This is a genomic window from Nocardioides sp. NPDC047086 (assembly GCF_040643685.1).
Taxonomy (GTDB): domain Bacteria; phylum Actinomycetota; class Actinomycetes; order Propionibacteriales; family Nocardioidaceae; genus Nocardioides.
In genome coordinates this window covers 43,498-64,478 of sequence record NZ_JBEYUV010000034.1, presented here as the reverse complement: position 1 = coordinate 64,478, position 20,981 = coordinate 43,498, and the positions used below count along the sequence as shown (strand labels likewise).

24 protein-coding genes and 1 riboswitch are annotated in these 20,981 nt (G+C 69.0%); of the genes, 14 read left to right on the top strand and 10 right to left on the bottom strand.

From position 1 onward, the window contains the following. Positions 1–76 precede the first annotated feature (76 nt). Both ABZ796_RS21700 and ABZ796_RS21695 read right to left on the bottom strand, forming a co-directional pair. Positions 77–706 carry a 3-oxoacid CoA-transferase subunit B gene (locus tag ABZ796_RS21700; RefSeq protein WP_357339688.1) on the bottom strand — a complete coding sequence of 210 codons (630 nt, stop codon included), beginning with the start codon at positions 704–706 and terminating at the stop codon, positions 77–79. A 1-nt stretch (position 707) separates the two neighbouring features. Further along, a complete protein-coding gene (locus ABZ796_RS21695; protein ID WP_357339687.1) occupies positions 708–1,472 on the bottom strand; it encodes a CoA transferase subunit A in 765 nt (254 codons plus the stop codon). A 128-nt stretch (positions 1,473–1,600) separates the two neighbouring features. Here ABZ796_RS21695 and ABZ796_RS21690 point away from each other — a divergent pair, with 128 nt between their 5' ends. Next, positions 1,601–2,377 (top strand): IclR family transcriptional regulator, encoded by a 777-nt coding sequence (locus ABZ796_RS21690; RefSeq protein WP_357339686.1) that lies wholly within the window; start codon positions 1,601–1,603, stop codon positions 2,375–2,377. Between the two features lie 85 nt (positions 2,378–2,462). Here the strand turns inward: ABZ796_RS21690 and ABZ796_RS21685 are convergent, their stop codons facing one another. Beyond that, positions 2,463–3,470 (bottom strand): LLM class flavin-dependent oxidoreductase, encoded by a 1,008-nt coding sequence (locus tag ABZ796_RS21685; RefSeq protein WP_357339684.1) that lies wholly within the window; start codon positions 3,468–3,470, stop codon positions 2,463–2,465. 156 nt (positions 3,471–3,626) lie between these two features. Between ABZ796_RS21685 and ABZ796_RS21680 the strand changes: the two genes are divergently transcribed. Further along, entirely contained in the window at positions 3,627–4,307 is a 681-nt protein-coding gene (locus ABZ796_RS21680; protein ID WP_357339683.1) for a Crp/Fnr family transcriptional regulator, read from the top strand. A 14-nt stretch (positions 4,308–4,321) separates the two neighbouring features. Here the strand turns inward: ABZ796_RS21680 and ilvD are convergent, their stop codons facing one another. Continuing rightward, on the bottom strand, positions 4,322–6,016 hold the full coding sequence (gene ilvD / locus ABZ796_RS21675; RefSeq protein WP_357339682.1) for a dihydroxy-acid dehydratase: 1,695 nt from the start codon (positions 6,014–6,016) through the stop codon (positions 4,322–4,324). A gap of 92 nt (positions 6,017–6,108) precedes the next feature. After that, the gene (locus ABZ796_RS21670) at positions 6,109–7,143 is read right to left on the bottom strand and encodes a CobW family GTP-binding protein (RefSeq protein WP_357339681.1); all 1,035 of its coding nucleotides are present in this window, start codon (positions 7,141–7,143) and stop codon (positions 6,109–6,111) included. A 116-nt stretch (positions 7,144–7,259) separates the two neighbouring features. Further along, positions 7,260–7,356, top strand: a riboswitch (glycine riboswitch). Between the two features lie 156 nt (positions 7,357–7,512). Here ABZ796_RS21670 and gcvT point away from each other — a divergent pair. The 3 genes from gcvT to ABZ796_RS21655 are packed head-to-tail and all read left to right on the top strand — an operon-like array spanning position 7,513 to position 10,452. Continuing rightward, a complete protein-coding gene (gcvT, locus tag ABZ796_RS21665) occupies positions 7,513–8,616 on the top strand; it encodes a glycine cleavage system aminomethyltransferase GcvT (RefSeq protein WP_357339680.1) in 1,104 nt (367 codons plus the stop codon). Positions 8,617–8,624: 8 nt separating this feature from the next. After that, the gene (gcvH, locus tag ABZ796_RS21660; RefSeq protein ID WP_357339691.1) at positions 8,625–8,996 is read left to right on the top strand and encodes a glycine cleavage system protein GcvH; all 372 of its coding nucleotides are present in this window, start codon (positions 8,625–8,627) and stop codon (positions 8,994–8,996) included. 49 nt (positions 8,997–9,045) lie between these two features. Further along, positions 9,046–10,452: an L-serine ammonia-lyase gene (locus ABZ796_RS21655; RefSeq protein WP_357339690.1), complete on the top strand. Its 1,407-nt coding sequence runs from the start codon at positions 9,046–9,048 to the stop codon at positions 10,450–10,452. 39 nt (positions 10,453–10,491) lie between these two features. Here ABZ796_RS21655 and ABZ796_RS21650 read toward each other — a convergent pair whose 3' ends face one another. Beyond that, the gene (locus ABZ796_RS21650) at positions 10,492–10,704 is read right to left on the bottom strand and encodes a hypothetical protein (protein WP_357339679.1); all 213 of its coding nucleotides are present in this window, start codon (positions 10,702–10,704) and stop codon (positions 10,492–10,494) included. A 166-nt stretch (positions 10,705–10,870) separates the two neighbouring features. Between ABZ796_RS21650 and ABZ796_RS21645 the strand changes: the two genes are divergently transcribed. The 5 genes from ABZ796_RS21645 to ABZ796_RS21625 all read left to right on the top strand — a co-directional run bounded on the left by ABZ796_RS21645 (position 10,871) and on the right by ABZ796_RS21625 (position 14,804). Further along, on the top strand, positions 10,871–11,665 hold the full coding sequence (locus tag ABZ796_RS21645; RefSeq protein WP_357339678.1) for a hypothetical protein: 795 nt from the start codon (positions 10,871–10,873) through the stop codon (positions 11,663–11,665). 293 nt (positions 11,666–11,958) lie between these two features. Then, the gene (locus ABZ796_RS21640; protein ID WP_357339677.1) at positions 11,959–12,147 is read left to right on the top strand and encodes a hypothetical protein; all 189 of its coding nucleotides are present in this window, start codon (positions 11,959–11,961) and stop codon (positions 12,145–12,147) included. A gap of 18 nt (positions 12,148–12,165) precedes the next feature. Next, positions 12,166–12,474, top strand: a complete 309-nt coding sequence (locus tag ABZ796_RS21635) for a helix-turn-helix transcriptional regulator (RefSeq protein ID WP_357339676.1) — start codon at positions 12,166–12,168, stop codon at positions 12,472–12,474. Continuing rightward, the gene (locus ABZ796_RS21630; RefSeq protein WP_357339675.1) at positions 12,471–13,739 is read left to right on the top strand and encodes a type II toxin-antitoxin system HipA family toxin; all 1,269 of its coding nucleotides are present in this window, start codon (positions 12,471–12,473) and stop codon (positions 13,737–13,739) included. Before ABZ796_RS21635 ends, ABZ796_RS21630 begins: the two co-directional genes overlap by 4 nt. A gap of 204 nt (positions 13,740–13,943) precedes the next feature. Further along, entirely contained in the window at positions 13,944–14,804 is an 861-nt protein-coding gene (locus tag ABZ796_RS21625) for an alpha/beta hydrolase (RefSeq protein ID WP_357339674.1), read from the top strand. A gap of 28 nt (positions 14,805–14,832) precedes the next feature. On the opposite strand, the gene ABZ796_RS21620 is transcribed toward ABZ796_RS21625, so the two are convergent. Both ABZ796_RS21620 and ABZ796_RS21615 read right to left on the bottom strand, forming a co-directional pair. After that, positions 14,833–15,060: a hypothetical protein gene (locus ABZ796_RS21620; RefSeq protein WP_357339673.1), complete on the bottom strand. Its 228-nt coding sequence runs from the start codon at positions 15,058–15,060 to the stop codon at positions 14,833–14,835. A gap of 34 nt (positions 15,061–15,094) precedes the next feature. Continuing rightward, a complete protein-coding gene (locus tag ABZ796_RS21615; RefSeq protein ID WP_357339672.1) occupies positions 15,095–15,673 on the bottom strand; it encodes a hypothetical protein in 579 nt (192 codons plus the stop codon). A gap of 276 nt (positions 15,674–15,949) precedes the next feature. On the opposite strand from ABZ796_RS21615, the gene ABZ796_RS21610 reads away from it, so the two are divergent. Then, the gene (locus ABZ796_RS21610; protein WP_357339671.1) at positions 15,950–16,339 is read left to right on the top strand and encodes a hypothetical protein; all 390 of its coding nucleotides are present in this window, start codon (positions 15,950–15,952) and stop codon (positions 16,337–16,339) included. A gap of 22 nt (positions 16,340–16,361) precedes the next feature. Here ABZ796_RS21610 and ABZ796_RS21605 read toward each other — a convergent pair whose 3' ends face one another. Continuing rightward, the gene (locus ABZ796_RS21605) at positions 16,362–17,246 is read right to left on the bottom strand and encodes an NAD(P)-binding domain-containing protein (protein ID WP_357339669.1); all 885 of its coding nucleotides are present in this window, start codon (positions 17,244–17,246) and stop codon (positions 16,362–16,364) included. Positions 17,247–17,332: 86 nt separating this feature from the next. Between ABZ796_RS21605 and ABZ796_RS21600 the strand changes: the two genes are divergently transcribed. After that, positions 17,333–17,710: a helix-turn-helix domain-containing protein gene (locus tag ABZ796_RS21600; RefSeq protein ID WP_357339668.1), complete on the top strand. Its 378-nt coding sequence runs from the start codon at positions 17,333–17,335 to the stop codon at positions 17,708–17,710. A gap of 10 nt (positions 17,711–17,720) precedes the next feature. On the opposite strand, the gene ABZ796_RS21595 is transcribed toward ABZ796_RS21600, so the two are convergent. After that, the gene (locus tag ABZ796_RS21595; protein ID WP_357339667.1) at positions 17,721–18,572 is read right to left on the bottom strand and encodes a helix-turn-helix transcriptional regulator; all 852 of its coding nucleotides are present in this window, start codon (positions 18,570–18,572) and stop codon (positions 17,721–17,723) included. 143 nt (positions 18,573–18,715) lie between these two features. Here ABZ796_RS21595 and ABZ796_RS21590 point away from each other — a divergent pair, with 143 nt between their 5' ends. After that, positions 18,716–19,411: an SDR family NAD(P)-dependent oxidoreductase gene (locus ABZ796_RS21590; protein ID WP_357339666.1), complete on the top strand. Its 696-nt coding sequence runs from the start codon at positions 18,716–18,718 to the stop codon at positions 19,409–19,411. Positions 19,412–19,481: 70 nt separating this feature from the next. Next, positions 19,482–20,951: an oligopeptide:H+ symporter gene (locus ABZ796_RS21585; protein WP_357339665.1), complete on the top strand. Its 1,470-nt coding sequence runs from the start codon at positions 19,482–19,484 to the stop codon at positions 20,949–20,951. Positions 20,952–20,981 lie beyond the last annotated feature (30 nt).

The following is a 20,981-nucleotide window of genomic DNA, read 5'->3' as shown; positions in this document are numbered from 1 at the left end:
CTGCTCGACCATCCCGGAGGCGAGGAGGCGTTCGGCGGCGACGACCCCGAGCATCTCGGGGCCGACGTCTCGGCGGTCAGCGGAGGATCGGCGGCTCGGTCTTCTCCTCGACCTCACCGATCGTGACACCCGGCGCGAGCTCGACGAGCCGCAGGCCTTCGGGGGTGATGTCGAGGACGCACAGGTCGGTGATGATGCGCTGCACGACACCGAGACCGGTGTAGGGGAGCGAGCACTCCTCGACGATCTTGTAGGAGCCGTCGCGCGCGACGTGCTCCATCAGCACGACGACCTTCTTGGCGCCGTGGACGAGGTCCATCGCGCCGCCCATGCCCTTGACCATCTTGCCGGGGATCATCCAGTTGGCGAGGTCGCCACCGGCGGAGACCTGCATGGCCCCGAGGATGGCGGCGTCGATCTTGCCGGAGCGGATCATCCCGAAGCTGGTCGCGGAGTCGAAGAAGCTCGCCCCCTTGCGTACGGTGACCGTCTCCTTCCCGGCGTTGATCAGGTCCGGGTCGACGGCGTCCTCGGTCGGGTAGGCGCCGGTGCCGAGGATGCCGTTCTCGCTCTGCAGGACGAGCTCGACGTCGTCGGGTACGTAGTTGGGCACCAGCGTCGGCAGCCCGATGCCGAGGTTGACGTAGTCGCCGTCGACCAGTTCCGCGGCGGCGCGGGCGGCCATCTCTTCACGTGTCCATGCCATGTCAGCGGACCGTCCTCTTCTCGATGCGCTTCTCGGCGGCCTGTTCGGGGGTGAGGGGCACGACGCGGTGGACGTAGACCCCGGGGAGGTGGACGTCGTTCGGCGGGATCTCGCCGGGCTCGACGAGCTCCTCGACCTCCGCGATCGTGATCTGCCCGGCCATCGCGGCGAGCGGGTTGAAGTTGCGGGCGGAGTCCTTGAAGACGAGGTTGCCGTGGCGGTCGCCCTTCCAGGCGCGCACGATGCCGAAGTCGGCGACGATGGCCTCCTCCAGCACGAACTCACGCTCGCCGTCAGGCGTCTCGAAGGTCATCACCGGCTTCTCGGGGGAGGTCTTGATGACGTTGCCGGCGTCGTCGTACTTCCACGGCAGCCCGCCCTGCGCCACCTGCGTGCCGACGCCGGTGCGGGTGTAGAACGCGGCGATGCCGGAGCCGCCGGCGCGCATCCGCTCGGCCAGCGTGCCCTGCGGGGTCAGCTCGACCTCGAGGTCGCCGGAGAGGTACTGCCGCGCGAACTCCTTGTTCTCGCCGACGTACGAGGCGACGACCCGGCGCAGGCGTCCGGCGCCGAGCAGCAGGCCCAGGCCCCAGTCGTCGACGCCGGCGTTGTTGGAGACCACCTCGAGGTCGGTCACGCCGGCCTCGAGCAGAGCATTGATGAGCACCGAGGGGATGCCGCACAGCCCGAAACCGCCGACCGTGAGGGTCGCTCCGTTCGGGACGTCCGCGACCGCCTCGGCGGCTGAGGAGATGACCTTGTCCATGCTGATCAGTCAAGGATGGGGAGGCCGTCCGGTCAATAGGTGAGCGCAAGTTCACGCTCAGTCTTTCGATGACCGACCTCGCTGCCGCAGCTGCGTTCACTGAATGGACGTCGCCTATCGTACGTCTCATGGAGCCCGGTCCCAACGCGAACCAACCCAGCGCGAACCAACCCAGCGTGATCCGCCGCAGCGCAACCCTTCTCCGGTTGCTCGCCGCGCGCGAGCCGGAGGGCACGACGACCACCCGGCTCGCGACGACCGCCGCCATCCCGCGCCCGACCGCCCACCGGCTGCTCAGCGCGCTCCAGGACGAGGGGCTGGTCGAGCGCGACAACGACACCGGTGCCTGGCACCTGGGCCCGGAGTGCTTCCTGCTCGGCGCTGCCGCGACCACCCGTCACGACATCACCCCGGCGGCCCGGGCGGCGGTGCTGCGCATCGCCCGGGAGACGGGGGAGAGCGCGTTCTTCTCGATCCGGCGCGGCGACGAGACGGTCTGCGTCCTGCGCGAGGACGGCAGCTTTCCGATCCGCTCGCACGTGCTCCACGAGGGGATCCGGTTCCCGCTCGGGGTCGCCTCGGCGGGCCTGGCGATCCTGGCGCTCATGCCCGAGCCGAGGCGTGAGGCCTACCTGGCCCGCACCGACCTCGTACCCACCTACGGCGAGCAGCACTCGGCGTCCGCTCTGCGAAAGCGCATCGCCGCGACCCGCGAGCTGGGCTTCGCGGTCAACCCGGGCCTGATCGTGGTCGGCAGCTGGGGTCTGGGCGCCGCGGTCTTCGACGCCCACGGGCAGCCGTACGGAGCGCTGAGCATCACCGGCATCGAGGCCCGCCTCGCGCCCCCGCGTCAGGCCGAGCTCGGCCGCCTCCTCCTGGAGGCCGCGCACACGTTGACACGCTGATCACGATTCGCCGAGTCGGCGCGTTCTGACCAGATTCCTCGCCGAGTCGGCGCGTTATAACGAGCCGACTCGGCAGAGAATTCGGTCAGGATGAGCCGACTCGGCGGTGGGTGGATGCGGTCATGATCTGAGCGAGCGCGGCGTCGGAGGCGAGCTGGGCGTCGCGGTCGTAGGTCGAGGTGAAGGCGAGGAGCTCGTCGGCGCCGGTGGCCTCGGCCAGCTGTTCCAGACGGCGCCGGACGGTGTCGGCGGTTCCCGCGGTCGTACGCGCCAGATGGGCCTCGACCCGCTCGCGGAGCTGGTTCGACCAGGCCTGGTCGCGGATCGTCGGGACCGGCTCGAGCGGGCCGAACTCGCCGGTCTGCCGCGACCTGGCCATCGCCCAGGCCTCCGGGAGCGCGAGCTCGGCGGCCTCGGCGTCGGTGTCGGCGACGAGGACATCGACGGAGATCGTCACCGAGGGTTCAGAAGCTCGCGAGGAGGGCCGGAAGTCCTTCCGGTACGCCCCCAGCACCTCATCCAGCCGCGGGCTGTCGAGCACCGGGCCGCCCACGACGACCGGCAGCCCGAGCCCGGCAGCGAGCGCGACGCCGCGCCCCGTCGCGAGCACGAACATCGGGATCTGGTGCGCAGCGGCCGGCCGGGCGGTGACCGCGGCGGTGCGGTCGAGGTAGCCGCGGAGCTCCTCGATGTCCTCGGCGAACGTGTCCGGGTCGTCGAGATCCTGGCGCAGGGCGCGGCGTACGGGTGCGGTGAAACCCAGCGTGCGCCCCAGACCGAGGTCGAGACGTCCCGGATAGAGGGCCTCGAGCATGAGGAACTGCTCGGCGACGACCAGCGGCTGGTGGTGCGGCAGCATCACCCCGCCCGACCCGAGCCTGATCGTCGACGTGTGCGCACCGAGCGCGCCGAGCAGCACGGGCGGCGATCCCGACGCGATCCCCGGCACGGCATGGTGCTCGGCGACCCAGAACCGGTGGTAGCCGAGCCGCTCGGCGGCTACCGCCCGCTCGATGGTGTGGGTCAGCGCAGCGCCCTCGGCGTACCCCACCCGCGTGCGGGACCGGTCCAGCATGGAGAGCTTCACGCTCATCACAACGACGCCGGGGCCTGGAGGCTTCCCGCCGGGCCCGGTGTGGCGAAGAACGCACTCGACAGGCGTGCGATGCGGGACACACATCCGCTGTCGGGGCGGTCGGTCTCGGTACGCTGAGGGCTTCGGCCACATGACGACAGGAGCGGCTGGGTAATGGATCAAGACGTGCTTCGGCACGCACCGCTTTTCAGCGAGCTGGACGACGAGTCGATGACGGCGTTGCTCGCGATGATGGGCCAGACACGCCTGCGGCGTGGCGAGGTGCTGTTCCACGAGGGCGACGCCGCTGACCGGCTCTACGCCGTCGTCGCCGGCAAGGTGAAGCTGAGCCGCGCCGCGGCCAACGGCCAGGACAGCCTGCTGGCGATCCTCGGGCCCGGCCAGGTGTTCGGTGAGCTGTCGCTCTTCGACCCCGGTCGGCGCTCCTCGACGGTCACGGCCGTCACCGACGACGTCGAGCTGGCCTCGCTCTCGCACGATAACCTGCTGGGCTTGCTCGACGGGCGCCCGAGCGTGACGCGCGGGCTGCTCGCCCTGCTGTCGGGTCGTCTGCGCCGGGCCAACGACGTGATCGGCGACCTGGTCTTCGCGGATGCGCCCCGCCGGGTGGCGAAGGCTCTGCTCGACCTCGCCGAGAGGTTCGGTCAGGAGACCGACGAGGGCCTCCACGTACGCCACGACCTGACCCAGGAGGAGCTCGCGCAGCTCGTCGGCGCGGCTCGGGAGACGGTCAACAAGGCGCTCGCCGACTTCGCCGCCAAGGGCTGGGTCAAGCTGGAGTCCCGCGGAGTGATCATCACCGACATGGAGCGGATCGTGCGCCGCGCCGGCTGAGGCGCCGGCCGCGGTCAGCTCGTGACGGCGCCGACCGCGGCCGACTGCACGGTGCGGCGGTACTTGCCGAGCACGCCGCGACGGTACTTCGGGGGGAGTGGCTCCCAGCCGACCTTGCGGCTCTCCAGCTCCTCGGGGTCCACGTGGACGTCGAGAGCCCGGTTGAGTACGTCGAGAACGATGGTGTCGCCGTCGCGGACGAAGGCGATCGGCCCGGCGTCGACCGCCTCCGGGGCGATGTGGCCGACGCACAGGCCGGTGGTTCCGCCTGAGAACCGGCCGTCGGTGACGAGCAGGACGTCCTTCCCGAGACCAGCACCCTTGATGGCTCCCGTGATGGCGAGCATCTCCCGCATGCCGGGTCCGCCCTTGGGGCCCTCGTTGCGGATGACCACGACGTCGCCCGCGACGATGCGACCCTCCTCGAGGGCGTCCATCGCGGCCCGCTCCCCGTCGAAGACCCGGGCGGTGCCGCGGAAGACCGTGTCGTCGAAGCCGGCCGTCTTGACGACGGCACCGTCCGGCGCGAGCGAGCCCGTCAGGATGGTGAGACCACCGGTGCGGTGGATCGGCCGCTCGAAGGAGTGGATCACGTCGTCATCGAGCGCGGGCGGACTCAGCTCCGCGAGGTTCTGCGCCATGGTCTTCCCGGTCACCGTGAGGCAGTCGCCGTGGAGCAGTCCCGCGTCCAGGAGCGCCTTCATCACCACCGGGATCCCGCCGATCCTGTCGACGTCGTTCATGACGTACTTGCCGTACGGCTTGAGGTCGGCGAGGTGGGGCACCTTCTCGCCCACCCGGGTGAAGTCGTCGAGGGCCAGGTCGACCTCGGCCTCGTTGGCGATCGCCAACAGGTGCAGCACGGCGTTGGTGGAGCCGCCGAGCGCCATGACCACGGCGATGGCGTTCTCGAAAGCCTCCTTGGTCATGATCTGACGCGCGGTGATGCCCTTGCGCAGCAGCCCGACCACCGCCTCGCCCGAGCGGTGGGCGAAGCCGTCGCGACGGCGGTCCACTGCGGGCGGAGCCGCCGAACCGGGCAACGACATGCCGAGCGCCTCGGCGACAGCAGCCATCGTGTTGGCGGTGTACATCCCTCCGCAGGCGCCCTCGCCGGGACAGATCGCCTTCTCGACGCGGGCGACCTCCTCGCGGCTCATCTTCCCCGCGATGCAGGCCCCGACCGCTTCGAAGGCATCGATGATCGTGACGTCGCGGCCGTCGAGCTGCCCGGGCATGATCGAACCGGCGTAGAGGAAGACCGAGGCGAGATCGAGCCGAGCGGCCGCCATCAACATGCCGGGCAGCGACTTGTCGCAGCCCGCGAGCAGGACGGAGCCGTCGAGCCGCTCGGCGTTCATCACGGTTTCGACCGAGTCGGCGATGATCTCGCGCGACACGAGTGAGAAGTGCATGCCCTCGTGGCCCATCGAGATTCCGTCGGAGACGGAGATGGTGCCGAACTCCAGCGGATAGCCGCCGGCCGCGTGCACGCCGTTCTTCACGGCCTTGGCGAGCCGGTCCAGGGACAGGTTGCAGGGCGTGATCTCGTTCCACGACGAGGCGACGCCGATCTGCGGCTTGGCGAAGTCGTCGTCCCCGAGGCCGACCGCCCGCAACATCCCTCGGGCAGCGGTGGCTTCGAGGCCATCGGTGACGGCGCGCGACCTGGGTTTGATATCGGGCGTGTTGGGGCTGGGCTGGTTCACGCCTACGAGGCTAGCTGCTCAGGAGGCCGAGACGGCGCACCTGTTGTGGATGTGCTCACTCCTCACCGTGCGCCGCGGGCTGAGACCGCTGGTCAGAGGCTGACGCGGACCAGCTGGCGCAGCCGGCGAAGACCCTCGGTGCTCGGCCGTTCGGCCGGGGCGAGGGCGTCGGTGAGGCGCTGCCGGACCGCGTCGGTCTCGAGCTCCAGCCCGATGGCCACGAGCTCGCTCGCAGCGCCGGGCGTACGGGTGGCGGCGACGTGGGCGCTGCGCCCGACCAGGTTCACCTGGTAGCTGCGCGGCCCCTGGGCTGTGGCGACGGCGACGGTCCCCTTGACCCGGTACGCCGTCGCCGGCGGCTCCTCGAGCAGGTCGATCAGCCGGGCCGGCTCGATGGTGCCCGGCGTCGTCACGGTGACGGCCCGGGCATGCTGATGGGCCTCGTGCGAAGCGGCCGCCTCGCGCAGCATCGCGGCGATCGGCAGCTCGTCGGGCGGGTCCTCGGGCACCGCGGCGTCGTAGACGAGCCGCGGGTCGATGCGGCCGCCCACGGCGTACGCGACATGGACCTCGGGGTTGTGCTCCCGCACGCGCCGCTCGATGCGGGCAAGCGTCTCCTCACGCTCGGCAGACGGCACCAGGTCGGTCTTGTTGACCACGACCAGGGAGGCGGCCGCGAACCGGACCGGTGCCGGGCCCCGGCCGTCGTCGAGGGTGTCGAAGTAGGCGGAGGCGTCGACGACCTCGATGAGCCCACCGCGGCGTACCCGCTCGACGCCGCTGAACCGGACCAGCTTGGCCAGGGTCCCGGGCTCGGCGAGCCCGCTGGCCTCGACGATGACGACGTCGAGGCCGAGCCGCGGGTGGGTCAGCTTCTCCAGCGCGTCGTCCAGGCCGCCGGCGTCGGGCAGGCAGCACAGGCAGCCGCCGGCGATCGAGGCCGGCTCGTCGATCTGTCCGGTGACGAGGCCGGCGTCGACGTTGATGTCGCCGAAGTCGTTGACGACCACGCCGACCCGAGCACCGGGCTGGCGCAGCAGATGGTTGAGCAGAGTGGTCTTCCCGGACCCGAGGTGGCCGGTGAGGATGACCACGGGGACCCGGGTGCTGACGTTGGTCGGTGGCACCGAGCCATCGTAGAGCGGGTGAGAACAGTTCCCGTTAGGGGGTGTCGGGCTGCCCGGATGTTGACGGCCGAGGTGACCAGATCTAGGTTGTGCCGCACAACTTCACATCCGCCACTCGAACCGCAGCGGGAGAGTCCTTGCCCATCCCGGGTGAGGCGCCGAAGGAGCAAACCTCCCCAGAATCTCTCAGGCCCCAACGACCGCTGTGGTGAGGCGACCTCTGGAAAGTCAGGATCCGACGATCCTGCACCCACGGTGCAAGCCGCCCCATCGGGCGGTGAAGCTCTCAGGTAGTGATGACAGAGCGGGGAGGTCACCCGTCCACGGGTGCCGTTTTCGGCGCCCACCAGCAGGGAGCCTCCCGCACAGATGACCTCACCCGTCCCTACCCCTCTGTCTGAGATCCACCGCGCGCTCGGTGCCTCGTTCACCGACTTCGCCGGCTGGAGCATGCCGGTCCGCTACGGCTCGGAGACCGCCGAGCACCATGCGGTACGCACCACCGCGGGCCTCTTCGACCTGTGCCACATGGGCGAGATCGAGGTGACCGGACCCGACGCGGGGCGCGCCCTGGACCGTGCCCTGGTCGGCCGGCCGTCGGCGATCGGCATCGGCGGCGCCCGCTACTCGATGATCTGCGCCGAGGACGGCGGCATCATCGACGACCTGGTCGTCTACCGGCTCGAGCAGGAGCGCTACCTGGTCGTCGCCAACGCGAGCAACGCCCACGTGGTCGCACCGGCGCTGGCCTCGCGAGCCGAGGGGTACGACGCCGCGGTCCACGACGCCTCCGCCGAGTGGGCGCTGATCGCGGTGCAGGGACCGGCCTCGGCTTCGATCGTCGCGGCCCTGACCGACCTGGATGTCCCCTCGCTGCGCTACTACGCCATCGACGCCGGCACCCTCGCCGGGGTCGAGGTCCTGCTCGCCCGCACCGGCTACACCGGCGAGGACGGTTTCGAGGTCTACTGCGCGCCCTCGTCGGCCGCAGCTGTCTGGGAGGCCATCACCGAGGCCGGTACGCCGCACGGGCTCCTCCCCGCCGGGCTCGCCTGCCGCGACACCCTCCGGCTCGAGGCGGGCATGCCGCTCTACGGCCACGAGCTGAACCGGGACACGACTCCCTTCGAGGCCGGCCTCGGCCGGGTCGTCTCCTTCGACAAGCCCGACGGCTTCGTCGGAGATGCAGCCCTGGCCGCACGCCGCGACGAAGGCCCGCGCAGCGTGCTCGTCGGCTTGGTCGCCGCGGGGCGCCGGTCCCCGCGGGCCGGCTACGCCGTCGTCGACCCCGCCACCGGCGAGGAGGTCGGCACCGTCACCAGCGGCTCCCCGTCACCGACGCTCGGCCACCCGATCGCGATGGCGTACGTCCGGCCCGATCTTGCCGCTGCCGGCACCAAGGTCCACGTCGACGTGCGCGGCAGTCGCGAGGACGCCGAGATCGTCGACCTTCCCTTCTACTCCAAGAAATGAGCACCGCCATGACCAACCCGACCCACCTGTCCTACACCGCCGAGCACGAGTGGCTCGAGACCCGCGGCGACGTCGCGCGCGTCGGTGTCACCGCGTTCGCCACCGAGGCGCTGGGCGACATCGTCTTCGTCGAGCTGCCCGAGGTCGGCACCAAGATCACCGGGGGAGAGAGCTGCGGGGAGCTGGAGTCGACGAAGTCGGTCAGCGACCTCTTCGCGCCCGCCGACGGTGAGGTGCTCGCGGTCAACACCGCCGTCGTCGAGGACCCCGCGCTGATCAACAGCGACCCGTTCGGCGCCGGCTGGCTCTTCGAGATGCGCCTCTCGGGCGCTCCCGATCTGCTCGACGCTGCGGCTTACGACGCTTTGATCGAGGAGTGAAAACGTCGTGACCGCTGACCTCAGCGGCGTCTCGACCCCGGTCGTGGCGATGACCTTGAGCACCTTCGACCTGTACTCGATCGGCATCGGGCCCTCCTCCTCCCACACCGTCGGACCGATGCGGGCGGCGATGACCTTCGTCGACGGTCTCGTCGCGGACGGTCTCTTGGACGCGGTGACGCGGGTGAAGGCCGAGCTGTACGGCTCGCTCGGCGCGACCGGCCACGGGCACGGCTCGGAGGGCGCGGTGCTGCTCGGCCTCGAGGGGGAGGAGCCGGCGACGGTCGACACCCGCGCCTCGTCCGGCCGGGTGGCGGCCATCCGCGACCGCGGGGAGCTGTCGCTGGGCGGTCACACCCCGATCCGCTTCGATAGCCGAACCGACCTGGTGATGCATCGGCGCAAGAGCCTGCCGGGCCACCCCAACGGCATGCTGTTCACCGCCTACGACGCCTCGGGGCAGGTGAGCCGGGAGCGGACCTACTACTCCGTCGGCGGCGGCTTCGTCATCGACGAGCACGCGTCCGGCGCCGCCCGGATCGTGCCCGATCACTCGCGCGTCCGCTTCCCCTTCACCACCGGCGCCGAGCTGCTCAGCACCTGCGAGCGCGAGGGGTTCCGCGTCTCCGACCTGATGCGCGCCAACGAGCTGACCTGGCGTACGCACGACGAGATCCGCGCCGGTCTCCTCGAGATCTGGCGGGTGATGGCCGACTGCGTGCAGGCCGGCTGCGACCGTGATCCGGTCACCGACGGCGTACTTCCCGGCGGTCTGCGGGTCCCGCGCCGCGCGCCGCTGCTCTACCGCGACCTGGCCTCCGGCGCCGGTGCCCAGGACCCCTTCCGGGTCATGGACTGGGTCAACCTGTTCGCCCTGGCGGTCAACGAGGAGAACGCCTCGGGCGGCCGGGTCGTCACCGCCCCCACCAACGGCGCGGCCGGCATCGTCCCCGCCGTCCTGCACTACTGGGTACGTTTCGTGGCGCCGGCAGCCGGCCTGGACGAGGCCGCGATCGAGGAGGGCATCGTCCGCTTCCTGCTCACCGCGGCCGCGATCGGCATCCTGTGCAAGACGAACGCCTCGATCTCGGGCGCCGAGGTCGGCTGTCAGGGCGAGGTCGGCTCGGCTTGCGCGATGGCCGCCGGTGCGCTGTGCGAGGTGCTGGGCGGCACCCCGGAGCAGGTCGAGAACGCCGCCGAGGTCGGCATCGAGCACAACCTCGGCCTCACCTGCGACCCGGTCGGCGGGCTGGTCCAGATCCCGTGCATCGAGCGCAACGCCATCGCCAGCGTGAAGGCCATCAACGCCGCCCGCCTCGCCCTCAACGGCGACGGCTCCCACAAGGTCAGCCTCGACAAGGCGCTGAAGACGATGCGGGAGACCGGCGCCGACATGAAGGTCAAGTACAAGGAGACCTCCCGCGGCGGCCTCGCGGTCAACGTCATCGAGTGTTGAGGCGCGCTGGCATGACCTCCGAGGTCAGCTTGGTTGGGGTCAGTCCTCGGCCGTGAGGATCTCTAGGGCTGTCGCGGCGTCGATCCGGTCCCGGCCGGTCAGTGCGGTCCATGAAATGTCGTCCGGGGTGAGCCGGGTGCGTAGCGTCTGGAGCCGGGATCGGTCGGAGCCGGCGAAGCCCTCGCGCTCGGCGGCTCTCCGGCTGCGATTGAAGCGGACCGGGCTACGATCACCCGCCGCCGATGAGGTCACTCCGTCATCACCACGGCGATGGCACGGGGACGAGCGGGCCGGCGCTCGGCATGCGTTGGTGGCATGGCTTCAATGGCGGCGAGATGCAGAGCTTGCTGCCGATCCTGACGGTGGGGTCGCCGTGTTAGCCGCGGAGAACGTCGTTCTAGCGCCGGAGTCACCTCGTGTGAACGTCGATGAACTGCAGCGATGTCTTGATTGGGCACGGCGGCAGATCAATGTCGTCGGTTGGAAAGCAGACCCGAAGAGATACCGCGTGGCGTGGACTGCGCAGTTCCTTCTGGGGCAAATCCACGTCGGTTTCTTTGGACAGCCTCCCATCGGGTCAGCCTGGAACTTCGTCCCTGACCTCGGGGCGCAATCTGGTCGACGCAGCGCACCGAGCCAGCGCCTCAAGGGTCCGGTGGGGCTGTGGCGCTTGTCGCCAAGGGAAGGGACTGTCGAACTCATCGACGCCGCGACCGATCTACTGGTTCTGGGGTACGACAACCCAGCGCTTCGACGGTTGGCGGGAATGTCGGCGGACGATTCCCTGTACGAGGTCGGCCCGGTTGTCGAGGCAGTGCTCGACCAGTTCGGTGCTGACCATCTGTTTGATGGGTCTCCCGAACGAGCTGCGCTCGAGGTCCGGCTCGAGCGGTTCCTGGCCGGTGATCTGCATCTTCGCGAGCTTTCTAGATGGGCGCACTCGACGATCGGCCACGGCGGCGAATCCGACTGCGAACCGTTCGTCATGCTCGATGACATCTACGACGACTGGGAGTACGCGGGCCACGACCTCGAGTTCCTTACGCAGATGGCTCGCCGGGCGGCGAACGACTTCCTCGCCGGGCGCACGGTCACTCGACTCGATTCGCTCATACCCCCGACGGTCGACACCAACAACGACGACGGCCGCAGAGGGAGGGTCAAGCGTTGGCGGGACCGCATCCGTTGGACCAAAGGCGGAACCGAGCGATGAGCGTGAGCGCGGTCATTCGTACTGCGTAGCGGCGCGAAGACCGTCTCGAACAACCTCCCAACCATTGCCGACACCCGCATGGTGCCGTTCTCCGCGTAGATGCCCCCAGATTCGGTCAGCCACGCGGCGAAGGCTTCGAGGTACTCGTGCAACTCAGTGTTGCGCCAGGGCGCGCCGGACGCTGACTCCACCGCGAGGTCGCGTGCGGTCTCGACGACGGCGTTCAGTTTACCTGCGATCGACGCGGATGGGCAGCCGCCCGCATCGCATTCCTGGTCGACATCCACGTCGCCGTGTTCGAACTGGTAGTGGAAAAAAGCTCGCCGTGGGCGCGCGACAACCCCGGTCTCCTCGAGCCCGCGCTCGACCTGCTCGAGGCCCAACGGTCGTGGTACATGGAGGCTGCAGATCGTTACGGCGCGCTCAATGCTCATTGCGCTGACCGCGATGCGCTGTACGATGGTCAATGTAATGACCATTAGGAGGGAAGGTGACTGTCCATGCCGAAGCGCCCATTGTCTGCGAAGTCGCGGCGCACAGCCCGCACGCTAGGAGACTACGTCTCTACGTTCCGCCGTCTGCAAGGCCTGACGGCGGAACAGGTAGCCGACCGCGCCGGCATCGCCCGAAACACCCTTCGAAAGCTCGAGCAGGGAGACGCCAGCGTCGGCCTCGACGTGTTTCTAGAAGTCTGCCGTGTTCTTGGGGTACTCGACTTTGTCACTGAAGGAATGAACCCCTACGAGACCGCACTGGGACAGTCGCTGGCTGAACAGAACCTGGCCCTGCCCAAGCGGGTGCGCCGATGAGTCGAAGCGTCTACGTGTACACAAGCCTCCCAATCGGAACAGGGCAGGTGGGGTGCGAAGAGGTCCGAGTCGGGCGAGCGTTCTTTGCAGTCAGCCGGCGAGGTGTGGCCACAACGTTCCGGTACGAGTCTGCGTACCTGGCGCACAAGCGGGCGTTTCCGCTGGACCCAGCGTTACCGCTGTTCGAAGGAGCGCACGCGATTGCGGATGGGCTCCCGTACTGCTTCACCGACTGCGCCCCTGACCGCTGGGGCAGGAACCTGATTCGTAAACGGCTGCAGGCCGCTGATGCCGACGCTGGGCGATTCCGTCGTGACGTCACTGAGATTGACTACCTGCTAGGTGTCACCGACCTCACCAGACAGGGGGCACTTCGGTTCACCGACACTGACAGTGGCACAGAAGGTCTGTTCCTCGCCGATGACCCTGACGTGCCAAAGCTGTTGGAGCTACCGCGGCTCTTGCATGCGGCAGAACAAGTCGAGCTCGATGATGACGACCTGTCAGCAGTCAAGGAGCTCTTGGACGCTGGTACAGGGTCGCTCGGTGGCGCACGACCGAAGGCGTCGGTGCGTCACGGCGACCGGATCCTGATTGCGAAGTTCGCAAGCCCCAAAGACGACTGGGACGTCATCGCCTGGGAGAAGACAGCCCTCGACCTCGCCGAAAACGCAGGGCTTCGGGTGCCACGGCGTCGGCTGCAGCGCGTCAACGGGAAGGCGGTCTTGCTGTTGGACCGGTTCGACCGGGCAGATGACGGCAGTCGTATCCCGTACATGTCGGCCATGAGCCTGCTCGAGGCACGAGATGGTGAGAGCAGCGAGTACGACTACATCGACATCGCAGAGGCCTTGGCCGAACACGGCGACGTCACAATCGCCGAAGACCTACGCGAGCTGTGGCGTCGAGTCGCGTTCTCGGTCGCAATCCACAACACCGACGACCACCTCCGTAATCACGGGTTCCTGCGCGGGCAGGCGGGTTGGACGTTGTCTCCGGTCTTTGACGTAAACCCCAATCCCGACATCGCCAAGGAACGCGAAATAGGTATCGGGTCCGCGCACGCCAGAGACGAAGAGCTCGAAGGACTGAAGGCCTCCGCTGCGACGTTCGGTCTCAAGGACGAACGCGCCACCGAAGTGTTGGACGAAGTGTTCGCTGCGACCGCGAACTGGCGTCAGGTTGCAGCCGGCAACGGCATCGCCGAACGTGAGATGAACCGTATGGCCGACGCGTTCGACGGTTTGCGCGCCGCGGTCGGCTGAACGGCAAAGCAGGCGGCACCACGGCCCAAGTCTCGACGAATCACCGCGATCCAGCTTCTGCCTGGAGACTGACCACTTGGCAGGAGACGAGGCCGACGACGAGACCACCGGGGGACCTCGAGGACCAGCCTGCGTAGGAGCCTGATCACCTGCCGGGATCGCGGTAGGAATGGCAGCATAGGCATCTCGTCACCAGGAGGCCCCATGCCCACGACAGCCACATTCGTCTCACCGACCGACGGCACTGCGCTCGCGATCCGGACATGGGGAGAGGAGCTGTCGGCGCCGCGGGGCGTTGTCCAGATCGCCCACGGCATCGCCGAGCACGGGCAGCGTTACGACCGGCTCGCTCGGGCTCTCGTCGCGGCTGGGTACGTCGTGCGGGCGGTCGACCACCGCGGTCACGGCGGGTCCGTCGCGTCGGCCGACCAGCTCGGTCACTTCGAATTCGAGGCTCTGGTGGCCGACGTCGCGGCCATGGGTGCCTCGCTGCGCGAGGAGTTCTCCGGGATCCAGGTGTTCCTGGTTGCGCACTCGATGGGGTCCTTTGCGGCGCAGACGGTGATCTTGGACCGGTCCGACCTGTACGACGGTGTAGTGCTGTCGGGCTCGACCGCCCTCGACGTACTCGCTGGTGCGCTCTCGAACGACGAGGGGCCGGTCGGGCTGGAGGCGTTCAACGCCGGGTTCGAGCATCGGACCGGGTACGAGTGGCTCTCGCGCGACGAGGCCGAGGTCGATGTGTACGTCGCAGACCCGTTGTCCGGGTTCGATCTGCCCGACACCGCCGTGCCTCAGCTGTTCGCCGGCGCCGAGCGTCTGGCCGACCCGGCAGCCCTCGGTGGGATCCGCTCCGATCTCCCGATTCTCGTCGTCTCCGGCGACGCCGACCCGCTTGCCGGAGGTGGCGCCCTGGTCGAGCTGCTGGGGCAGCGTTATCGCGAGGCCGGCCTGCAGGATGTGACGGTGACGCTCTACCCCGGGGCGCGCCACGAGATCTTCAACGAGACCAACCGCGATGCGATCACCGCAGACGTGATCGGCTGGCTCACGGCTCATTCCTGACGGCCGCACGGTCCCGGCACAGCTCACCTCAGACGTACGGCCGGATGGCGTCGATGATGCGGGACCAGTTCTCCGCACCGTGGCCGCGGGTGTAGTGGGCCTGGACGGCGCGGGGGAGGTCGGTGTCGATGCCGGCGGCTTCGCTGGCCTGGACGAGGTGGTCGGTGGTGGCGCCCACCATCGTCACGGTGCTCAGGTGGCCGGGGTGGTGGCCGGCGTCGAGTTGGGCGCCGAGGTCCTCGCCGGCAGCGAGCATCGCGGGATGCGGCGTGCTGGCTCGATCATCCCTGTTATCCGGGCGCTCGTCCCCAGGTGATGGCGGTGCGTACCCTCGGGTCGAGGGCATCCGCGAGAGCGGTATCCGGACGGGCGCCCAGGGCGCTGTTGATGCTCGAGAAGGCGGTGCGCAGCCCCGCGTAGATGGTCAAGGCCACGATCTGGGGCTCCTTGAACCCTGCGTCGCGCAGACGCTGGATGTCTTGCGGTGTGCTGCTGCCGGGGGAGCGGGCGACGGTGCGTGCCCAGGTGGCCAGCGCCTGTTCGCGTTCGCTGAACGGTTCGTCGTCGGCGGTGAGTGCGGCGATCGCAGTCTTTGGGTCGGACCAGTCGCTCAGGCGTTTGCCCCAAGCTACGGCGCAATAGGAGTCACCGACAGCCGCGGCTTGGGCGATCACGATCATGGCTTTGTCGCGCGGTGTCAGTCCTGCCGCGTCGGCCGTGGCGTCGAACAGCCGCTGGAGCTGTTCCTTCATCTCCGGCTGATGTGCCCACACCCGAGTGAGGTCCCAGACATAGCCGTCGTCGGCGAGGTCTTCGGCGTACAGCTTCTCCTGGCCGGCGCTCGGCGCAGGTTCCTCCAAGAAAGTCACGCGCCCAGAACATCGGCGGCCGGTTTACCCTGTGCCGAATTGGTGCCGTACGTCCCCGGTGTTGGGGATGGGAGTCAGGTCTCAGGCGCGCGGGCGATCCGCTGGGTCGTGACGAGCCGTCGGCGTTGCGGCCACTGCGTCCGAACTCGGACTGGCCGAATCTGCCTGATCGACGAATCTGCTAATCGAGTGGCATCCGACCGGTCGCGTGCATGACGATGACTATCCCGGTCCAGCATGATCGAAGGAGGGAGCGGCATGAGTCGGACCTCGTTCGTGAGCAAGCTTCGGGACCAGGTCATTCGGGCGCTGATTCAGAGCGCGCTGGTGGAGCAGGAGATCCCCGAGGTCACCGTCGCGGTCGTAGTCGGTACGGAGTTCTACAACTCGCTCCAAGACCCCGAGGAGCGTTGGACGTATCCCGAGGACGGACACGAGTACGTCTGGGCGTACGTCACGTATCTGCCCACGAACGAGCGTTCTGGCTGGCGCTTGGGGCGCTCGGAGGACCTTCACGATCCGGCCGCGCTGGTGAATGCGCTTTGGCAGCTGGGCTCGGACTTTGAGGACTGGGTCTGTGAGACGACGTTCGCGTGGGGCGAGGAGCGCCATGCTCGGGTTCCGCGGATTCGAGATCTGCCTGAATGGTTGATCGCCGGCGCCTGAGGTCCAGACGCCGGCGATCACCTCAGACGTACGGCCGGATGGCGTCGATGATGCGGGACCAGTTCTCGGCGCCGTGGCCACAGGAGCGGGCCCAGGTGTAGTGGGCCTGGACGGCGCGGGGGAGGTCGGTGTCGATGCCGGCGGCCTCGCTTGCCTCGACGAGGTGGTCGGCGGTGGCGCCCATCATCGTGACGGTGCTCAGGTGGCCGGGGTGTTTTCCGGCTTCGAGCTGGGCGCCGAGGTCTTCGCTGGCGGCGAGCATCGGCGGGATGCCGGCGAGGGTCTGCATCAGTTCCGGGATGGCAGCGGACGGCTTGATGCCGCCCGTCTCGAGGAGCGCGACGGCGTGGAGGAGCGCGGAGAGGGAGGTCAGGAAGATGTCCAGGTTGGCCTGGTACATCAGCTGCGCGAGCCCGGGATCCTCGCCCAGGTAGCGGACCGCCCCGATGCGGGCCAGCGCATCCTGGCGCAAGGAGAGCACGTCGGCGGGACCGCTGACATAGACGTACGCATCGGGCGTCCCGACCATCGGCGCCGGGACCATCACGCCGCCGGTGAGGAAGTTCGCGCCACGGGCGGTGACCCACGCAGCACCCGCACGCGTCCCGTCGGGGGACTCGGAGCTGAGGTTGACGATCGTGCGCCCCGCGAGCTCGGAGGTCGCGGAGCCGAGCACGTCGTACATCGCCTGGTAGTCGGTCAGGCTGAGGACGACCAGGTCGCTGGCCGCGACGGCCTTCGCCGGGGAGTCGGCCAGCTGTGCGCCGGCGGCCACCACCTCCGAGGCGCGCGAGGCCGTGCGGTTCCATACGGTCACCGGATGCCCGGAGGCGAGGAGGCTGTGGACCATCGCCTGCCCCATGGGGCCGAGGCCGATGACGGTGACGGCGGTGAGAGGTTGATTCATGTAGGCAATCCTCGGCCTTTACGTACGATGGCGGGAGTACCCACTAATTACTGGGGTACTTACCAAAAGGTGAGTGAGGAAACCCCATGACGAAGCCCCGAAGCGGTCCCTACATCTGTGGCATCGACGCCGCGCTCGACGTGGTCAGCGGCAAGTGGAAGGGGCTGATCCTGTGGGAGCTCGACAACTACGGCGTACGCCGCTTCGCCGAGCTCCGCCGTGGCCTGCCCGGGGTCAGCGAGAAGATGCTGACCCAGCACCTGCGCGAGATGGAGCACGACGGGCTGGTGCATCGGGAGGTGTATGCCGAGGTCCCGCCGCGGGTGGAGTACTCGCTGACCGATCACGGCCGCAGCCTCAACACCGCGCTCGGGCCGCTCGGGCGCTGGGGCATGGACCGGATCGCCCGCGAGCGGACCGAGCTGGTCGAGCACCGCGACGCGGGATTGCTGCCCCGCCCCTAGCAACAGGCCGTCAGACCGGCCGGACCTCCGACCCAGCCGCCCTTGTCGGCAGTCCCGCGGAGTCCAGCAGCGCCAGCTTGTCCGCGTCGGCCGAGCCGGCGTCGGGGTGGTAGACGACGAGCATCACGTCATCGGTGCCGTTGATCGTCAGCCGCTCCCGGTTGAGGGTGATCTCGCCGACCTGCGGATGGTTCATCTTGATCGGGGCGCCGGTCTGGGCGCGTACGTCATGGCGTGCCCAGAGCTGCCGAAAACGTGGGCTGGCCAGGGAGAGCTCGCCGATGAGCTCGATGAACCGAGGGTCGTCGATGTCGGTGCCCACGGCCTGGCGCAGGTTGCCGACGAAGCACTCCGTCATCGACTCCCACTCCGGGTGGAACTCCTGCTGGCCCGGGTCGAGGAACTGGTCGCGCAGCTGGTTGCCGCCCGGCGCGAGTCGAGGCGAGAGCGCGCGAGCAAGAGCGTTGGCGGCCAGGATGTCGAAGTAGCGCCCCTCGATGAACGCGGGCTGCACCATCGAGTCGAGCAGCTTGAGCGCCCCGGGCGGGACGGTCTCCTTGCGCCGCCGCCGACGGCGGCGAGGCCCCTCGGTGACGAGCGACATCATGTGGGCGGTGTGGTCGTCGTCGAGCTGGAGCACACGGGCGATCGACTCGAGCACCTGAGCCGACGGGTTGCGGTCCCGGCCGCGCTCCAGGCGCAGGTAGTAGTCCGCGCTGATCCCGGCCAGCATGGCGACCTCCTCGCGGCGCAGCCCCGGGACGCGACGTACGCCCACGGCCGGGATGCCGGCCGCCTCCGGAGTCACCAGCGCCCGTCTGGCCTGGAGGAATGCGCCCAACGGGTTCGTCGCCTCGCTCATGTCTCAAGCCTAGGTCGGCACCGAGCAGACAGCGGGGGTCCTGTCAGGCCCCGGTCTGACCAGGGCTCTGGGCGGCCGGCCCCGACCCGCCTAGCGTCGAAGACGGCCCGATCGGGTCGCCTTCAGAAAGGGAAGAAACAGAGATGACCGTCGCACTCATCACCGGCGCCAACAAGGGCATCGGCTTCGAGACCGCCCGCCAGCTCACCGAGGCCGGCTACGACGTCTACCTCGGCGCACGAGACGCCGACCGAGGGGAGAAGGCGGCCGCCGAGATCGGTGCCCGCTTCGTGCAGCTCGACGTCACCGACGACGCTTCGGTCACCGCCGCGCTGGCGACCATCGAGACGGCTGAGGGTCGCCTCGACGTACTCGTGAACAACGCCGGCGTCCTCGTCGCCGACCCGCTCGACGGCCCGACCGCGCTGCGGGTCTTCGACATCAACGCGGTCGGGATCGTCCGCGTCACCGGGGCCGCCCTGCCGCTGCTGCGCCGCTCGGAGAACCCGCGCGTGGTCAAAGTGTCCAGCAGCCTCGGCTCGTTCTGGGCCAACACCACCCCCGGCCGGGTCGAGCAGGGGATGTTCCTGCCGCTCTACGCCGCGTCCAAGGCCGCCGCCACCATGCTGACCGTCCAGTACGCCAAGGCGTACGACACGATCAGGTTCAACGCCGTCGAGCCCGGTCCCACCGCCACCGACATGACCGCCGGCTTCGGCATCGAGGACATCGCCAGGCCGCCCGCGGAGAGCGCCCAGACGGTCGTACGCCTCGCCACTCTCGACCTCGACGGCCCCACCGGGACGCTCCAGGACAAGGACGGCGAACTCGCGTGGTAGTGGTCACATCCGTTGGTTGTCGGCCGTTCGCGATTTGGGCGGGGAAGCGGGGCCTTGTGAACCTGAGGTAATGAGTGAACTGAAAAGTGAGACCACCGCCGGCCAGCCCGGCGATCGGTCTTTCCTCGGCCAGCCGCGCGTACTGGCCAACCTGTTCGGCGTCGAGCTGTGGGAGCGGTTCAGCTTCTACGGCATGCAGGGCATCCTCGCGATCTACCTCTACTACTCAGCGGCCGAGGGTGGCCTCGGGATCAGCGAGACGGTCGCGCTCGGGATCGTCGGTGCCTACGGCGGCGCGGTCTACCTCTCGACCATCATCGCGGCCTGGATCGCCGACCGCCTGCTCGGCGCGGAGCGTACGCTCTTCGCCTCCGCCTGGCTGGTGGTCTTCGGCCACCTCGGCCTCGCCCTGATCCCCGGCATCCCTGGAGTCGGTGTGGGTCTGGTGCTGATCGCCCTCGGCTCGGGCGGTGTGAAGGCGAACGCGTCCTCCCTCGTCGGCACCCTGTACGCCGCCGATGACGAGCGTCGCGACGCCGGCTTCTCCCTCTTCTACCTGGGCATCAACCTGGGCGGCCTGGCCGGTCCGCTGCTGACCGGCCTGCTGCAGAAGCAGTGGGGCTTCCACGTCGGCTTCGGGCTGGCCGCGATCGGCATGATCTTCGGTCTGGTGCAGTACGCCCTGGGCCGGGGCAGGCTTCCCGCCACCAGCCGTGTCGTCCCCAACCCGCTTCCCGCCTCCGAGCGTGGCCGCTGGATCGCCATCGCCGTCGCCGCCGTGGTGGCGATCGTGGTGCTCTGCGTGACCGGTGTGATCACCGCGCCGCGGCTGGCCAGCATCGTGATCGGAGTCAGCGCGGTCGCCGCGGTGGCGCTCTTCGCCGTCATCCTCTCCAGCCGCCTGATCTCCTCCGTCGAGCGGAGCCGGGTGTGGGCGATGGTGCCTTTGTTTGTTGCCTCCGCGGTGTTCTGGTCGCTCTACCAGCAGCAGTTCACCGTCATGGTGGTCTACTCCGACCAGCGCCTGGACCGCGACATCTTCGGCTGGGAGATGCCGGTCTCGTGGGTCAACTCGATCAACCCGGTCTTCATCATCCTGCTCTCCGGGGTCTTCGCGGCCCTGTGGACCAAGCTCGGCTCCCGTCAGCCGTCGACGCCGGTGAAGTTCGCGGTCGGCACGATCCTGATGGGTATCGCCTTCTGGGTCTTCCTGCTCATGCCGAGCGGTGAGCACACGGTGCCGCTGATCGGCCTCGCGTTCATCCTGCTGCTCTTCACCCTCGCCGAGCTGCTGCTCTCCCCGGTCGGTCTCTCGCTGGCCACCAAGCTCGCCCCCGAGCGGTTCCGCACCCAGATGATGGCGCTCTTCTTCCTCTCGGTCGCCCTCGGCACCGCGATGTCCGGCCGCCTGGCCGAGTTCTACGACGTCAGCGACGACAGCGGCTTCTTCTGGTGGGTCGGCCTCGCCTCGGTCGTCGTCGGTGTCCTGCTGCTCATCGGCAACCGGCCGATCCGCAAGCTGATGGCCGGGGTGCACTGACCCGACCTCGTACGCAGCCACACCCGTGTC

Coding starts and splice junctions, on each gene's coding strand:
- ABZ796_RS21700 (WP_357339688.1), bottom strand. CDS start 706: ATGGCATGGACACGTGAAGAGATGGCCGCCCGCGCCGCCGCGGAACTG.
- ABZ796_RS21695 (WP_357339687.1), bottom strand. CDS start 1,472: ATGGACAAGGTCATCTCCTCAGCCGCCGAGGCGGTCGCGGACGTCCCG.
- ABZ796_RS21690 (WP_357339686.1), top strand. CDS start 1,601: ATGGAGCCCGGTCCCAACGCGAACCAACCCAGCGCGAACCAACCCAGC.
- ABZ796_RS21685 (WP_357339684.1), bottom strand. CDS start 3,470: ATGAGCGTGAAGCTCTCCATGCTGGACCGGTCCCGCACGCGGGTGGGG.
- ABZ796_RS21680 (WP_357339683.1), top strand. CDS start 3,627: ATGGATCAAGACGTGCTTCGGCACGCACCGCTTTTCAGCGAGCTGGAC.
- gcvT (WP_357339680.1), top strand. CDS start 7,513: ATGACCTCACCCGTCCCTACCCCTCTGTCTGAGATCCACCGCGCGCTC.
- gcvH (WP_357339691.1), top strand. CDS start 8,625: ATGACCAACCCGACCCACCTGTCCTACACCGCCGAGCACGAGTGGCTC.
- ABZ796_RS21655 (WP_357339690.1), top strand. CDS start 9,046: ATGACCTTGAGCACCTTCGACCTGTACTCGATCGGCATCGGGCCCTCC.
- ABZ796_RS21635 (WP_357339676.1), top strand. CDS start 12,166: ATGCCGAAGCGCCCATTGTCTGCGAAGTCGCGGCGCACAGCCCGCACG.
- ABZ796_RS21630 (WP_357339675.1), top strand. CDS start 12,471: ATGAGTCGAAGCGTCTACGTGTACACAAGCCTCCCAATCGGAACAGGG.
- ABZ796_RS21625 (WP_357339674.1), top strand. CDS start 13,944: ATGCCCACGACAGCCACATTCGTCTCACCGACCGACGGCACTGCGCTC.
- ABZ796_RS21620 (WP_357339673.1), bottom strand. CDS start 15,060: ATGCTCGCTGCCGGCGAGGACCTCGGCGCCCAACTCGACGCCGGCCAC.
- ABZ796_RS21605 (WP_357339669.1), bottom strand. CDS start 17,246: ATGAATCAACCTCTCACCGCCGTCACCGTCATCGGCCTCGGCCCCATG.
- ABZ796_RS21600 (WP_357339668.1), top strand. CDS start 17,333: ATGACGAAGCCCCGAAGCGGTCCCTACATCTGTGGCATCGACGCCGCG.
- ABZ796_RS21595 (WP_357339667.1), bottom strand. CDS start 18,572: ATGAGCGAGGCGACGAACCCGTTGGGCGCATTCCTCCAGGCCAGACGG.
- ABZ796_RS21590 (WP_357339666.1), top strand. CDS start 18,716: ATGACCGTCGCACTCATCACCGGCGCCAACAAGGGCATCGGCTTCGAG.
- ABZ796_RS21585 (WP_357339665.1), top strand. CDS start 19,482: ATGAGTGAACTGAAAAGTGAGACCACCGCCGGCCAGCCCGGCGATCGG.